Origin of the sequence: Pseudomonas sp. 1 R 17, from assembly GCF_900067035.1 — a bacterium.
GTDB lineage: Bacteria > Pseudomonadota > Gammaproteobacteria > Pseudomonadales > Pseudomonadaceae > Aquipseudomonas > Aquipseudomonas marginalis.
On the sequence record NZ_FKLB01000052.1, the window covers coordinates 1 to 13047 of the forward strand.

15 protein-coding genes are annotated in these 13047 nt (G+C 61.3%); 4 read left to right on the top strand and 11 right to left on the bottom strand.

Translation table 11 applies throughout. The annotated features are described in order from the left end of the window. Nucleotides 1-13: 13 nt before the first annotated feature. From BFP99_RS18005 to BFP99_RS18015, 3 genes are all read right to left on the bottom strand, one after another. Nucleotides 14-1219: an ISL3 family transposase gene (locus BFP99_RS18005; protein WP_065947083.1), complete on the bottom strand. Its 1206-nt coding sequence runs from the start codon at nt 1217-1219 to the stop codon at nt 14-16. A 339-nt stretch (nt 1220-1558) separates the two neighbouring features. Then, complete coding sequence (locus tag BFP99_RS18010; RefSeq protein WP_027606057.1) at nt 1559-2137, bottom strand: YceI family protein; 579 nt, start codon at nt 2135-2137, stop codon at nt 1559-1561. A gap of 32 nt (nt 2138-2169) precedes the next feature. After that, nucleotides 2170-2721, bottom strand: a complete 552-nt coding sequence (locus tag BFP99_RS18015) for a cytochrome b (protein WP_065923822.1) — start codon at nt 2719-2721, stop codon at nt 2170-2172. Between the two features lie 272 nt (nt 2722-2993). Here BFP99_RS18015 and BFP99_RS18020 point away from each other — a divergent pair, with 272 nt between their 5' ends. Then, nucleotides 2994-4400 (top strand): adenosylmethionine--8-amino-7-oxononanoate transaminase, encoded by a 1407-nt coding sequence (locus tag BFP99_RS18020; protein WP_065947836.1) that lies wholly within the window; start codon nt 2994-2996, stop codon nt 4398-4400. A gap of 37 nt (nt 4401-4437) precedes the next feature. Further along, nucleotides 4438-5157, top strand: coding sequence for a 16S rRNA (uracil(1498)-N(3))-methyltransferase (locus BFP99_RS18025; RefSeq protein WP_065923824.1), 720 nt, complete (start codon nt 4438-4440; stop codon nt 5155-5157). A gap of 44 nt (nt 5158-5201) precedes the next feature. Here BFP99_RS18025 and BFP99_RS18030 read toward each other — a convergent pair whose 3' ends face one another. Genes BFP99_RS18030 through BFP99_RS18040 form a run of 3 tightly spaced genes read right to left on the bottom strand, consistent with a single transcriptional unit; the run spans nt 5202 to nt 7738 of the window. Continuing rightward, a complete protein-coding gene (locus BFP99_RS18030) occupies nt 5202-6104 on the bottom strand; it encodes a transporter substrate-binding domain-containing protein (protein ID WP_065947837.1) in 903 nt (300 codons plus the stop codon). Between the two features lie 25 nt (nt 6105-6129). Continuing rightward, nucleotides 6130-6480: a RidA family protein gene (locus tag BFP99_RS18035; RefSeq protein WP_065947838.1), complete on the bottom strand. Its 351-nt coding sequence runs from the start codon at nt 6478-6480 to the stop codon at nt 6130-6132. 10 nt (nt 6481-6490) lie between these two features. Then, nucleotides 6491-7738, bottom strand: a complete 1248-nt coding sequence (locus tag BFP99_RS18040; protein ID WP_065947839.1) for a D-amino acid dehydrogenase — start codon at nt 7736-7738, stop codon at nt 6491-6493. A gap of 109 nt (nt 7739-7847) precedes the next feature. On the opposite strand from BFP99_RS18040, the gene BFP99_RS18045 reads away from it, so the two are divergent. Beyond that, on the top strand, nt 7848-8750 hold the full coding sequence (locus tag BFP99_RS18045) for a LysR family transcriptional regulator (RefSeq protein ID WP_065947840.1): 903 nt from the start codon (nt 7848-7850) through the stop codon (nt 8748-8750). On the opposite strand, the gene BFP99_RS18050 is transcribed toward BFP99_RS18045, so the two are convergent. Next, nucleotides 8745-9362: a PAQR family membrane homeostasis protein TrhA gene (locus tag BFP99_RS18050; protein ID WP_027606065.1), complete on the bottom strand. Its 618-nt coding sequence runs from the start codon at nt 9360-9362 to the stop codon at nt 8745-8747. The two genes, BFP99_RS18045 and BFP99_RS18050, sit on opposite strands and share 6 nt — an antisense overlap. Before the next feature lie 144 nt (nt 9363-9506). Here BFP99_RS18050 and BFP99_RS18055 point away from each other — a divergent pair, with 144 nt between their 5' ends. Beyond that, a complete protein-coding gene (locus BFP99_RS18055) occupies nt 9507-10427 on the top strand; it encodes a LysR family transcriptional regulator (protein WP_065923829.1) in 921 nt (306 codons plus the stop codon). 19 nt (nt 10428-10446) lie between these two features. Here BFP99_RS18055 and madM read toward each other — a convergent pair whose 3' ends face one another. The 4 genes from madM to BFP99_RS18075 form a co-directional block, all read right to left on the bottom strand. Continuing rightward, nucleotides 10447-11211 (bottom strand): malonate transporter subunit MadM, encoded by a 765-nt coding sequence (gene madM, locus BFP99_RS18060; protein ID WP_027606067.1) that lies wholly within the window; start codon nt 11209-11211, stop codon nt 10447-10449. A gap of 1 nt (nt 11212) precedes the next feature. Continuing rightward, nucleotides 11213-11617, bottom strand: a complete 405-nt coding sequence (gene madL, locus BFP99_RS18065) for a malonate transporter subunit MadL (RefSeq protein ID WP_027606068.1) — start codon at nt 11615-11617, stop codon at nt 11213-11215. A gap of 67 nt (nt 11618-11684) precedes the next feature. Beyond that, the gene (mdcH, locus tag BFP99_RS18070) at nt 11685-12584 is read right to left on the bottom strand and encodes a malonate decarboxylase subunit epsilon (protein WP_065947841.1); all 900 of its coding nucleotides are present in this window, start codon (nt 12582-12584) and stop codon (nt 11685-11687) included. Continuing rightward, a partial coding sequence (locus BFP99_RS18075) for a malonate decarboxylase holo-ACP synthase (RefSeq protein ID WP_065947842.1) occupies nt 12581-13047 on the bottom strand: 467 nt, incomplete at its 5' end. The genes BFP99_RS18075 and mdcH, both read right to left, overlap by 4 nt.

Below are 13047 nucleotides of genomic sequence, written 5' to 3' on the forward strand. Positions count from 1 at the left end.
TTTTTTTGGTTCATCACGGATTACCGGGAAAGACGCTCTTGATCTTCATGAAGAAGAATTCGCTATCCCGGTAACCGTACGCCATCCGTTTGATGACCTTTATTCGATTGTTTATTCCTTCCAACTGACCGGTGTGCATCGGCCAGCGAACCCGACTGACGATGCCCCGCCAATAACCCTTTAGCCGTTTGGCAAACTGGATCAGAGCCGGTATTTCGCTTTCATATGCATGGCGCAGCCATTGCTTCCAGGCCGATCTCCAGGTCCAGGCAGTGCTCGGTGTCCAGAGCGTTTTGAGTTCAGCCTTCATCAAATAAACTGTCATCAGCGATTGGTTGGCCTCCAATAAATCCTGCAAATGGACCTGTTGTTCCGGCGTTTTCAGGTTCTGTGGGTTACGCAGCAACAGCCATCGTGCCTGCTTGATGACCTTGCGAGCCGGCTTGTTATGACGCAGCCGATTAGCTTCGTCGACGCGGACCCGATCAATCACCTCTCGGCCATATTTGGCCACCACATGGAAAAGGTCGTAGACCACTCGCGCTTTCGGGCAATGCTGGCGAACCTCCAGATCAAAAGCAGTATTCATGTCCATCGCCACCGCTTCGATTCGAGCGCAGCCCTCCGGCCCCAGTTCCTCGAAGAACGGCCTGACTGCCGCTCGGCTACGGCCTTCACCGATCCACAGCACTCGTCGTGTATCGGCATCCAGCACAACGCTGGCGTAACGATGACCTTTGAATAACGCGAACTCGTCCATGATCAGGCGTCGTGGTTGCGCCTTCGGCAACTCACTCAACACCGCCTGCAAGGCTCGACGCTCCAGCAACCGAACAGTGTCCCAATGCAGTCCAAACATCTGGGCCACGTGCAAGGTGGGAAGGCGCTCGCAGGCCTGAATGACCGCCTCGGCCAAGCGGCGCGTCATGCGGGCATAGCGATCCAGCCAACTGACGGCCTCCATGCGTTTTCCACAGTCGCGGCAGCCAACACGCCTGAGCAAAATGCTGAGGCTCACCGCGCGACCGAGAATGGGCAGATCACGAACGGTTCGCTCGCAATACTCATGAGTGGTTGAACAAGGTTTTTGGCAGCCGCCGCAGGAAGGGAATCGGGTGGCGTGGGGAATCAGATCGATCTTTAGAGCGTCACCATCGGGCTTGATCGTGACGACAGAAAAGCCCTCCCAAAAAGGAAGGAAAGTATTAATATCACGCATAAGAACGCCGGTTTTTTAGATGTGTTTGCTCGCACGAACATCATCAATCAAATCGGCGTTCTTGTTTCTGTGTTTCCCGGGATTCCGTGATGAACCGTTTTTTATCTCCTCCCCACACGTTCCCTGATATGAGCGAGCTTGCTGTGGTGAGCGAGCTTGCTCGCGCTGGGCTGCGGAGCAGTCCCAACACCTGTCACCGTGTTCTGCCAGAAGAATCATGGTGTATCTGATTAGGGCCGCTTCGCGCCCCAGCGCGAGCAAGCTCGCTCACTACAGGAAATAAACGCAGGCACAAAAAAACCGGATGCTGAGATCCGGTTTTTTGTGTGCGGACAGAAATTACTTCTGCTTGACGCCTTCCAGCGAGATGTCCAGGTCGACAGTCTGGGAAGTCGGGCCTGGGCCCTTGATGCCGAAGTCGTTCAGGTTCAGCGTGGTCTTGGCGTTGAAGCCGGCACGTTCGCCGCCCCATGGATCCTTGCCTTCACCGTTGAACGTGGCCTTGAAGGTCACAGGCTTGGTCACGCCGTGGAAGGTCAGGTCGCCGGTCACATCAGCGGTTTTCTCGCCGGTGGATTTAACCGCAGTGGAGACAAACTTGGCATCGGCGAACTTGCCGACATCCAGGAAGTCCTTGCTGGCGATGTGCTTGTCACGTTCGGCGTGGTTGGACCACAGGCTGGCGGTTTTCACGTCGACCGCGATTTTGCTGGCTTCAGGCTTGGCGGCATCCCAGCTGAACGTACCATCCCAGTCCTTGAAGGTACCGTGGATGTAGCTGTAGCCCAGGTGGCTGATTTTCCAGTCGATGAAGGCGTGCTGGCCTTCCTTGTCGATCTTGTAGTCGGCAGCCATCACCTGACCTGCAGACAGCAGCGCTGTACCGATTGCCAGAGCGGCGAGGGTCTTTTTCAACATGCTTTCTATTCCTTGTGAGTCGAGGTTGAACATCAGGCTTTGCGCCCCAGCATTCGCGAGAGGGTCGCATCACGATCGATAAAGTGGTGTTTCAACGCAGCCACGCCGTGCAAGCCGGCGAAGACTACCAACACCCAGGCGAGGTACAGGTGCACCACGCCAGCGGTGTCTGCCTGGTCCGGTAGACCGGAAACCACGGCAGGAATTTCAAACAGGCCAAACACCGGGATACCGACACCGTCTGCGGTGGAAATCAGGTAACCGGCGATCATCACGGCAAACAGCCCGAGATAAAGGAACGCGTGGCCGAACGCGGCACCGATACGGGTCAAGCGACTGTAACTGGCCAGCGGCGGAGGCGGTGGGCTGATCAGGCGCCAGACAATACGCACCAGCATGATGGCGAACAGCGTGATGCCGATGCTCTTGTGCAGGTCCGGTGCTTCCTTGCGCCAGGCGCTGTAGTAGTCCAGGCCCACCATCCACAAGCCCAGGGCGAACAGGCCGAACACCACCAGGGCCACGCCCCAGTGCAAAACCATACTGACCCAGCCATAACGGGCCGGTGAGTTACGTAGCTGCATGTACTTAATCCCGTAAGAGCTGCGCCCAAGACTAGCGATTTACCTATCGAATTAAAGCGGAAAATTTTGCTTTGAAATATCGAGAAATACGATCTAGAGCGTATGCACAATAAGTTAACCAAGGATTAAGGACTATTCCTAAGAAACGTGACAGTCCGTCCTACGTTTACTCCGAATTCCCCACAATGGCTTGTGACCGGGGCCACCATTGCATAGGCTTGCGCGATTGTTTCACCTGCGCCGCTCGCAGGACCGCTTCGAGGAGATCACCGATGGGCTTGAACAACCAGTGGATGCAACGCGACCTCGCGGTGCTGTGGCATCCCTGCACCCAGATGAAAGACCACCAGCAACTGCCGCTGATCCCGATCAAACGCGGTGAAGGCGTCTGGCTGGAAGACTTCGAAGGCAAGCGCTACCTCGACGCCGTCAGCTCCTGGTGGGTCAACGTGTTCGGCCACGCCAACCCGCGCATCAACCAGCGCATCAAGGACCAGGTCGACCAGCTGGAACACGTGATCCTCGCCGGTTTCAGCCACCAGCCGGTGATCGAGCTGTCCGAGCGCCTGGTCAAGATGACCCCCGAGGGCCTGACCCGCTGCTTCTATGCCGATAACGGTTCGTCGTGCATCGAAGTCGCGCTGAAGATGAGCTTCCACTATTGGCTCAACCGTGGCCTGCCGGACAAAAAACGCTTCGTCACCCTCACCAACAGCTACCACGGCGAAACCATCGCCGCGATGTCGGTGGGCGACGTGCCGCTGTTTACCGAGACCTACAAGGCGCTGCTGCTGGACACTATCAAGGTGCCGAGCCCGGATTGTTACCTGCGCCCCGAGGGCATGAGCTGGGAAGAACACTCGCGCACGATGTTCCTGGCCATGGAACAGACCCTGGCCGAGCACCACGACAGCGTCGCCGCCGTGATCGTCGAACCGCTGATCCAGGGCGCCGGCGGCATGCGCATGTACCACCCGGTGTACCTCAAGCTGCTGCGCGAGGCCTGCGACCGCTATGGCGTGCACCTGATCCACGATGAAATCGCCGTGGGCTTCGGCCGCACCGGGACCCTGTTCGCCTGTGAACAGGCCGGCATCCGCCCGGACTTCCTGTGCTTGTCCAAGGCCCTGACGGGCGGCTACCTGCCGTTGGCCGCCGTGGTCACCACCGATGACGTCTATGACGCGTTCTACGACGACTACCCGACCCTGCGCGCCTTCCTGCACTCCCACAGCTACACCGGCAACCCGCTGGCGTGCGCGGCGGCCCTGGCGACCCTGGATATTTTCGAAGAAGACAACGTCATCGAAAACAACAAGGCCCTGGCCCAGCGCATGGCCACCGCAACGGCGCACCTGGTCGACCATCCGCATGTCTCGGAAGTACGCCAGACCGGCATGGTGCTGGCCATCGAGATGGTCCAGGACAAGGCCACCAAGACCGCTTACCCGTGGCAGGAGCGCCGTGGTCTCAAGGTGTTCGAACACGCCCTGGAACGCGGCGCGTTGTTGCGGCCGTTGGGCAGCGTGGTGTATTTCCTGCCGCCCTATGTGATTACACCGGAGCAGATCGACTTCCTCGCCGAAGTCGCCAGCGAAGGCATCGACATCGCCACCAACAGCAAAGTCAGCGTGGCGGTGCCGAAGGATTTCCACCCTGGTTTCCGCGATCCGGGTTGATTGCCGGCACACCTACACCTTTTTCCAGAGAACCAAAATGAGACTGTCCCGCTTTTTCACCGACACCCCGCTGAGCCTCGGCGATCACGAACTGCCCGAAGCCCAGGCGCACTACATCAGCCGCGTGCTGCGCATGGGCGAAGGTGACGCCGTGCAATTGTTCGACGGCTCCGGCCAGGAGTTCCTGGGCAGCCTGCTGGAAGTCGGGAAAAAACGCGTCACTGTGCAACTGACCGAAAGCTTCGCCGGCCAGGCCGAATCGCCGCTGCACATCCACCTCGGCCAGGGCCTGTCCCGGGGCGAACGCATGGACTGGGCGATCCAGAAAGCCACCGAGCTGGGCGTCAACGCCATCACGCCGATCTTCAGCGACCGCTGCGAAGTGCGCCTGAAGGACGAACGCGCCGACAAACGCCTGCTGCACTGGCGCCAGGTGGCGATCAGCGCGTGCGAGCAGTGCGGACGTTCGACGGTACCGGTGATTCATCCGCCGTTGCTGCTGGCAGACTGGTTGAAGCAGGTCGAGGCGGACCTGAAACTGGTGCTGCACCCGGTGGCCGAGCCGCTGGTCAGCCATGCCAAACCTGCGAGCCTGGCGTTCCTGATCGGGCCCGAGGGTGGATTGACGGATGGGGAAGTCGAAGTGGCCCAAGGCGCCGGCTTCCACGCCGCCCGCCTCGGCCCGCGTGTGTTGCGCACCGAGACTGCGCCGGTGGTGGCATTGGCGGTAGCCCAGCAGCTGTGGGGCGACTTCTAACCCACTTTGCAAACCCTCCCACATTTGGATGGGGTTACCCCTTCTTACTCCACCGGATCGCTGATCGGCTTGGCAATGATCGCCTTCAACTCACTGGTCATCGGGAATTCCAGGTTCAAGCCCTTGGGCGGAATCGGCTGTTCAAACCAGCGCTGGTAAATCCCGTTGATCTCCCCCGAACGGTACAGGTCGCCGAGGGTCTCGTTGACCACCGCGAGAAACTGCGGATCATCCTTGCGCACCATGCAGCTGTAGATCTCCCGCGACTGCTCCTCGCCCACCACCACCCAGTTGTGTGGGTCCTTGGCCTTGGCACGTTCGCCGTAGAGCAATGCATCGTCCATATAGAACGCGGCCGCTCGGCCCGTCTCGAGCATCTTGAACGCCTCGCCGTGGTCCTTGGCGCTGATCACGAACATATTGCTCTTGTGCTCGGCGTTGTAGCTCTTTAGAAAACGCTCGTTGGTGGTGCCGGCGGTAGTCACCACGTTCTTGCCCCCCAGGTCGGCGAAGCCCTTGATGCCGCTGTCCTTAGCCGTCAACAACTGGCCTTTCACGTAAATAAACCCGTAGGAAAATGCCACCTGCTTCTGCCGCTCGGCCGTGACGCCAGTGGAGCCGCATTCCAGGTCGACGGTGCCGTTCTGCACCAGCGGAATCCGCGTTTGAGAGGTCACCAGGTTGTACTTCACCTTAAGGTCGGCCACCCCGGTTTTCTGCTGGATACGCTCGACGATCTTACTGGCCAGGTCCACCGAATAGCCCATCGGCTTGCCGCTGTGATCCCCCACGTAGGAAAACGGCACCGACGCATCGCGATAACCCAGGGTGATGGACTTGGTACTGGCGATCTTGCCCAGCGTACCGTCCAGCGGCGCCTGGTTGGCATGGGCGTGTACTCCCAGCAAAAGGCCCAGGGTGCAGCCGGTCAACAGGATTTTTTTCATTGTTATTCTCCGTTGGTCTTTGACGTTATTTTCGTACCGCAATCACGCTGATTTCCACCAGCACGCTCGGCCTCGCCAGCTCCGCCTGCAGGGTGGTGCGCGTCGGCGCCATCCCGGGCGATAGCCAGGCGGCCCATACATCATTCATCGGCGCGAAACCGCTGCCGATGTCTTTCAAGTAAATGGTCGCATTGAGCAAATGATCCTTGTCACTGCCGGCCTGGGCCAGCAGCGCATCGATCCTGGCCAGCACTTCGCGGGTCTGCGTCGCCACATCCAGGCCTTCGCCGGGCACCTGGCCCGAAAGGAATACCAGATCCTTGAACGTGACGGCGCCGGACAGTCGGTCGTTGCTGCTGATTCGGTTGATGGTCATGGGTCAATCCTCACGCGGCGCGGGGCGCCAGGCCCTGCATATCTATGGAAGGTAGGTGGTGGCCGATCAGCTCGGCCAGCAATTGGCCGCTGCCGCACGCCAGGGTAAAGCCGAGGGCGCCGTGGCCCAGGTTCAGCCACAGGTTGCGATACACGCTGGGGCCAATCAGCGGCACACCGGTCGGGGTGGCGGGACGCATACCGGCCCATTCCACGGCATTGGCATAGTCGCCAGCCGTAGGAAATGTCTCGACCGCCTGGCGTTTCATCAGCGCCAGGCGCTTGGGCTCAAGGCTGGCGTCAAAGCCGACGATATCCACCATGGCCGCCACCCGCAGCTGTTCGCCGATACGCGCGTAGACCATCTTGCGGTCGTAGTCGGTGATGCTCACATTCGGCGCCTGGTGCTGTGCGCCAATCGGTACGCTGAGGCTATAGCCCTTGAGTGGATACAGTGGCAGTGACACGCCGGGCAATGCCAACTCGGCGGCGCGATGACCGGCCGCCAGCACCAGGTGTTCCACCGGCATCACTTCGCCGCCCAGCTCGATGGCCTGTACCGCGCCGTCGGCATGGCGAATCCTGGTGACCTTGCGCCCCAGCAGAAAGGTGCAGCGCCCCGACGCTTCAAGGCGTGCCGCCAGCTGTTGGCAGAAGGCATGACAGTCCGCCACTTCTTCATTGGGCGTATAGATACCACCGACAAACTCACCCGCCACCTGCGCCAGCGCCGGCTCCAGCCGCGCACAATCCAGCGCCGACAGCACCTGTTGTTGCAGGATATCGGTGACCTTGCTGCGCGCACGCTCAAAGGTGTCGGCATTGCGAAAGGTCACCAGCTTGCCGTTACGCCGCCAGTTGAACGTGTCCAGGCGATCGTCGACGCGCCATTGCTGCAAGGTGTTTTGGCTCAGGCTCGCCAGGCGCAGCAAGTGGGCGGCGTTGCGCTTGTTCACCGAGCCACGGCAAGCGCCGATGAACGCAGCCATCCAGCGCCATTGTCGGGGGTCCAGGCGTGGGCGCAGCTTCAGTGGCGAGTCACCGCGCAGCAACCAGCCAATCGCCTGTAGCGGCACTCCCGCATCCGCCAGCGGTGCGACGTAGCGGTAGGACAATTGCCCGCCATTGGCGAAGCTGGTTTCGCTGCCCACGGTGTCACGCGCGTCGATCACCGTCACTTCATGACCTGCACGTACCAACGCGTAGGCACTCGCCAGGCCGATAACGCCACCGCCAATGATGCAAACCTGCCTGGCCATTCAACACCCCCAGCCCTTGATCCAAGAAAGCCCCAGGGTAGGTGCAGGTGACAGGCCGCCGACAATGAATAAAGATGGGGCACCTATAAACAAAGGTTATGGACCTGCCATGCGCTTGCGTCATATCGAAATCTTCCAGGCCATCCGCCAGACCGGCTCCATCAGCGCCGCCGCGCAGTTGCTGCATGTCTCCCAACCGGCGGTGACCAAGGTGTTGCAACATGCCGAGTTACAATTGGGTTTCCCGCTGTTTTTGCGGGTACGCGGCAAATTGCAGCCCACGCCCGAAGCCCTGGCGCTGGAAAGCGAAGTCGAAAAAGTCACCGCGAGCCTGCAAGGCGTGCGGCGCCTGGCCAAGAGCCTGCGCCGCGCCCCGGGGCAAAGTGTGCGGATTGGTGCAATCCCGGCATTGGCGCTGTCGCTGCTGCCCCCGGCGATTCTGGAATGGAAGCGCGACTACCCGGACATCGCCTGCGAACTGTCCAGCGACCATAGCCGCGAGCTGGTGCAAAAACTGTTGATGCGCGAGATCGACCTGGCACTGACCCTCAGCTTCTCCGGCCATCCCGGGTTGACCACACAAGTGCTGGCCAACGGTGTGTTGGTGGCCCTGGCGTCGAAAAACTACTGGCCGGACGCTGAGCTGCATCAAGCCCTGCCCCTGGCAGACCTGGCGGGAGCACCGCTGATTGGCCTGTCCAGCGCCGACCCGCTGGCGGCGAAGCTCGACAACTACCTGGAGAGCGTCGACCCGCCGCCTCGGGTGACGATCTCGGTGCAAACCTATTCCCTGGCACGGGCGATGGTGGAGTCCGGCGCCGGCTTGACGGTCATCGACCCCTTTACCGCCCTCGGCGCATCGACGGCGACCACCTGCATCCGCACACTTACACCGCCGCTGCCGATCACCCTCTACGCCTTGACCCGTGCCAATGAACCACCGCCGCATATGCTGGCCAACCTGCTACAGATCCTCGGCAACCGGGCTCAGGAGCTGCTGGAGCGCCTATAACACGTAGTGCATGATCGCCACGAAATGCAGCAGGCTGCCGCCGATCACAAACAAATGCCAGATCCCATGGGAATGCCGCAGGCGATCCTCCAGGGCAAAGAAGATGATGCCGACGGTGTACAGCACCCCGCCCGCCGCCAGCCAGATAAACCCGGCGGTGCCCAGCGCGGCGATCAGCGGCTTGACCGCCACCAGCACGATCCAGCCCATCACCGCGTAGATCACGATGGACAGGATGCGCGCCTCGGAACGCGGCTTGATCTCCTGCAGGATGCCGATCACCGCCAGCCCCCACACGATGCCGAACAGCGTCCAGCCCCACGGGCCTCTCAACGTCACCAGGCAAAACGGCGTGTAGCTGCCGGCGATCAGCAAGTAGATCGAAAAGTGATCGACCTTCTGCATGATCTCTTTTCGCCGCCCCTGCACGCTGTGGTACACGGTCGACGCGCTGTACAGCACCATCAGCGTAAAGCCATAAATCGCCACGCTGACGATTTTCCAGGGGCTGCCGTCCAGGCTCGCCACCACCAACATCCACACGGCGCCAATACACGCCGCGACCGCACCGAGCAAATGGCTCCAGGCGTTGAATCGTTCCCCGTGATACATCTGTCACTGACCTCCTGTAGCCGCTGGAACTGGCTGGCAAGCGTCCAGCCTTGCGCGTAAGAGTGCAAGCGACTTGTGACGTTCCGAGGACGCCGCCGGGTTTTGCGGGCACAATCGGACGCATTCGAACAAGAGCCCACGGCCATGCTGATCGACGAAGAATTCACCCTCAAGAAACTGGAAATCTTCCTGGCATTCATGCGCACCGGCAACCTGGCCCGCGCCGCCGCCGAGCTGCAAACCAGCAATGTCAGCGTGCACCGCGCCATCCACTCGCTGGAAAATGCCTTGCGCTGCCCGCTGTTCAAACACGAGGGCCGCAACCTCACCCCGCTGGAAAGCGCCTACGTGCTGGAAGAACGCGCACAAAAACTCATCGCCGATGTGGTCGACAGCGTACGCCTGACCCGCGAAGCCGCCGGTTTCTCCGCCGAACGCTTCAAGCTCGGCTCGCTGTATTCGCTGACGGTCAAGACCGTGCCGCAACTGATCATGGGCCTGAAGATCAGGCGCAGCGAACTCAATATCGACCTGATCCTCGGCTCCAATTTCGACCTGCTGTACAAGCTCAAGAATATGGAAGTCGACGCAATCCTCATCTCCCTCGACGAACACGCCAACGACCCCGACTGCGAACAGATCGAGCTGTTCTGCGACGACATCTTCCTCGCCACCCCGGCCGACTCACCCTTCGACCGCGCCCAGGAAATCGACCTGGCCGACGTGCGCGACGCCACCTTCATCACCCTCACCCAAGGCTTCGCCACTCATCAGGATGGCAACCGGGTGTTCAAGCAGGCGGGGTTCGAGCCGAAGGTGGCGATGCAGGTCAATGACATCTTCACACTGCTGAGCATGGTCAGTTCGGGGGTGGGTTATGCGTTGCTGCCAGGAAGGATCGCGGCGGTGTACGAGAACCGCGTGAAGCTGATACCGCTGCAACCCAGGTATCGGTTGCAGCAGCATATCGGGGTGGTGTTCCTGAAGGCCAAGGAGCGTGATCCGAATTTACTCGCGTTGTTGGCGGAGTGTCGGATGTATGCCAATCGGCAGGGAACAGCCTGACACTCCGCAACCCTCAAGGTCAGCCCACCAACCCACGCACAATGAAGTACAGCAACGAAGGCCCCAGCAAACACCCAAGCCCGGTATGGAACGTCGCCGTCAACGCGCCATACGGCACCAAGCGCCGATCCGTCGCCGCCAGCCCTGCCGTCACGCCGCTCACGGTGCCGGCCAGGCCACCGAACACCATGGCCGAACGCGGGTTGTCCAAGCCCATCCAACGCGCCGCCACCGGTGTGCCGACCATCACCAGGATCGCCTTGATCAACCCGGTCGCAATCGACAGTGCCATCACATCCGAAGTCGCGCCAATCGCCGCACCGGTCACCGGGCCGACGATGTAGGTCACGGCACCCGCGCCGATGGTGGTCATGCTGATCGCGTCGCGATAGCCAAACACCCAGGCCATGCTGGCGCCGACGATAAACGGCAGGATCGTGCCCAGCAGCAGCGCAATCACACCGATCATCCCGGCCTTGCGCGCCTCGGTGGCCTGCACCTCGAACGCCGTGGCAACGATGGCGAAGTCGCGCAGCATCGCGCCGCCCATCAGGCCAATACCAGAGAACAGTGCCAGGTCGGCCAAGCCTTTTTGCCCGCCGGTAAGGGTGCCGCCGACCCAGGCCAGGACCAGGCCGATGACGATGGCAATCGCCGAGCCGTGGATGCGCCCGAACGTGAGGCGCTTGGACAGCACCACGGAAATCCACATCACCACGCCAACAAACGCAAACGCGGTGATCAGGCCGTTATGCTCCAAACCTTTTTCGATGAGATCCCACATATCAGCGACCTCCCGCAGGCACGATCAGCGGCTCTTCGGCGGGCAGAGGCTCGCCCTTGTGAGTACGGCTGATCAACGCAATGGTGCAACCACAGACCACCACCGAACCAATCGCCGCCAGCACCGCGACCGGGCCGCCGTGCAGGGCGGTTACGACGTTCTGCTGCGCGGCCATCGCCACCACCACGGGGATATACATGGCGCCCCAAAAGCCCACGCCCATCTCGCACTCCTTGGTCATGCCGCCGCGTTTTTGCATCCACAGGCGAGCGCAGATCAGCAGGATCATGGCGATACCCACCCCGCCCACGTTGGATTTGACGCCCAGCAACACGCCGAGCATGTCGCCCATGATCACACCTGCAAGCGTGCAGATCGCCAGCAATGCCACACCGTAAATAATCATTGTTGTTGTCCTCGAAGTGCTCGATCGAAATTGTTGTTTTTGTGCTTCGACAGCCTTGGGTGGTGCTTTATCGGTGGCGGCGCTCCTCCTCTTCCAGCAGGGCCTGCAAGGTATCCAGGCGTGCGCCTTCGCAGGCGATCACGGTGCCTTGTTCGAACACGCGGCGTGACAGGCCGGTGAGCACGGCGCCCGGGGGCAGTTCGATTTGCAGGCGCACACCGCGCTCGTAGGCGCTTTGTACGGTGCCGCGCCAGTCAACGACGCGGCACATGTTGAAGGCCAGGTCGTCGCGCAGGTGTTCGGGATTGTGGATCGGCCGCGCGCGGGTGCTGCTCAGGTAGGTGATGCGCGGCGCCTTGAGCGGGACAAATGCCTGGGCCAGGGCCTGGGCCGATTGCGCCAGCAGCGCGCAATGGGACGGCACACTGACGGCCAGGCGTTTGGCGATGCCGTTGCCCTTGATGCGCGCGGCAACACGCTTCATGGCCTCGTCGCTGCCGGCGATCACGCTTTGGTTATCGGCGTTGATATTGGCCAGGTACACCGGGGTTTCAGGGCTGTGGATGTCGGCGAGGAGTGTTTCGACGGTGGATAACTCCACGCCGATGATCGCGGTCATGCCGTAGCCGTGTGGATAAGCGTTTTGCATCAGTTGGCCGCGCAGGCTCACAAGCTTTACCGCATCGGCAAAATCCAGGGCCCCGGCGATGACCGCAGCCGGGTAGGCGCCGATGGACAGGCCCGCCACGTAATCCGGGGTGCGCTCCAACAGGCGGGCGTGGGCGACGCCGGCGATCAACAGGCACAGTTGCACGGCGCGGGTACTGGCCAGGGCTTGCGCGGAATCGAGCACGCGCACGTCTTCGCCCAGGGCATCGCTGGCTTCTGCCAGCACAGGTTCGGGCAACGACTTCAGCATGCCTGGTCGCTGAGCGCCCTGCCCTGGAAACACCAGCAGGCTGCTCATGCCACGGCCTGCCAAGGGTCGAGCACAAGATGCGCGCCGCTGGTGGTTTTCAGCAGCACACGGCGTGAGCCGCTGGCCCATTCGCGCAAGGCGACGGCGCCAAACGGGGTTTGCAGTTGCAGGTCCACAGGGCACACCGTCGTGTCCAGGCTCGCCAGCAGGTCCTCGGCAGCGGCGCGTTCAAGGCGCTTGGGCGTACGCAGGATCAAATCCAGATCACTCTGGGCATGCAGTGCTTCGATGCCGGTGGCCAATTCAAAGCCTGCGCTACCGCTGACGCCCCATGCCTCGTGCACCAGCACCGAACGCAATTGAGCAAGCGCGTGCAGCGCGGGTAAATCCCGTGACGAAACCACGTCGCGCAGGGCTTCCGGTGCAACACGCCGCTGCACCGCCGCCAGCGGCATCTCGGCGGCGAACCGCTGCTCACGCAAACGCCCGCGCACGCCGACCGCCACATACC

What these genes read in the sequence shown, in the direction of transcription:
- BFP99_RS18005 (WP_065947083.1), bottom strand. Translation starts at nt 1,219, where the DNA reads ATGCGTGATATTAATACTTTCCTTCCTTTTTGGGAGGGCTTTTCTGTC.
- BFP99_RS18010 (WP_027606057.1), bottom strand. Translation starts at nt 2,137, where the DNA reads ATGTTGAAAAAGACCCTCGCCGCTCTGGCAATCGGTACAGCGCTGCTG.
- BFP99_RS18015 (WP_065923822.1), bottom strand. Translation starts at nt 2,721, where the DNA reads ATGCAGCTACGTAACTCACCGGCCCGTTATGGCTGGGTCAGTATGGTT.
- BFP99_RS18020 (WP_065947836.1), top strand. Translation starts at nt 2,994, where the DNA reads ATGGGCTTGAACAACCAGTGGATGCAACGCGACCTCGCGGTGCTGTGG.
- BFP99_RS18025 (WP_065923824.1), top strand. Translation starts at nt 4,438, where the DNA reads ATGAGACTGTCCCGCTTTTTCACCGACACCCCGCTGAGCCTCGGCGAT.
- BFP99_RS18030 (WP_065947837.1), bottom strand. Translation starts at nt 6,104, where the DNA reads ATGAAAAAAATCCTGTTGACCGGCTGCACCCTGGGCCTTTTGCTGGGA.
- BFP99_RS18035 (WP_065947838.1), bottom strand. Translation starts at nt 6,480, where the DNA reads ATGACCATCAACCGAATCAGCAGCAACGACCGACTGTCCGGCGCCGTC.
- BFP99_RS18040 (WP_065947839.1), bottom strand. Translation starts at nt 7,738, where the DNA reads ATGGCCAGGCAGGTTTGCATCATTGGCGGTGGCGTTATCGGCCTGGCG.
- BFP99_RS18045 (WP_065947840.1), top strand. Translation starts at nt 7,848, where the DNA reads ATGCGCTTGCGTCATATCGAAATCTTCCAGGCCATCCGCCAGACCGGC.
- BFP99_RS18050 (WP_027606065.1), bottom strand. Translation starts at nt 9,362, where the DNA reads ATGTATCACGGGGAACGATTCAACGCCTGGAGCCATTTGCTCGGTGCG.
- BFP99_RS18055 (WP_065923829.1), top strand. Translation starts at nt 9,507, where the DNA reads ATGCTGATCGACGAAGAATTCACCCTCAAGAAACTGGAAATCTTCCTG.
- madM (WP_027606067.1), bottom strand. Translation starts at nt 11,211, where the DNA reads ATGTGGGATCTCATCGAAAAAGGTTTGGAGCATAACGGCCTGATCACC.
- madL (WP_027606068.1), bottom strand. Translation starts at nt 11,617, where the DNA reads ATGATTATTTACGGTGTGGCATTGCTGGCGATCTGCACGCTTGCAGGT.
- mdcH (WP_065947841.1), bottom strand. Translation starts at nt 12,584, where the DNA reads ATGAGCAGCCTGCTGGTGTTTCCAGGGCAGGGCGCTCAGCGACCAGGC.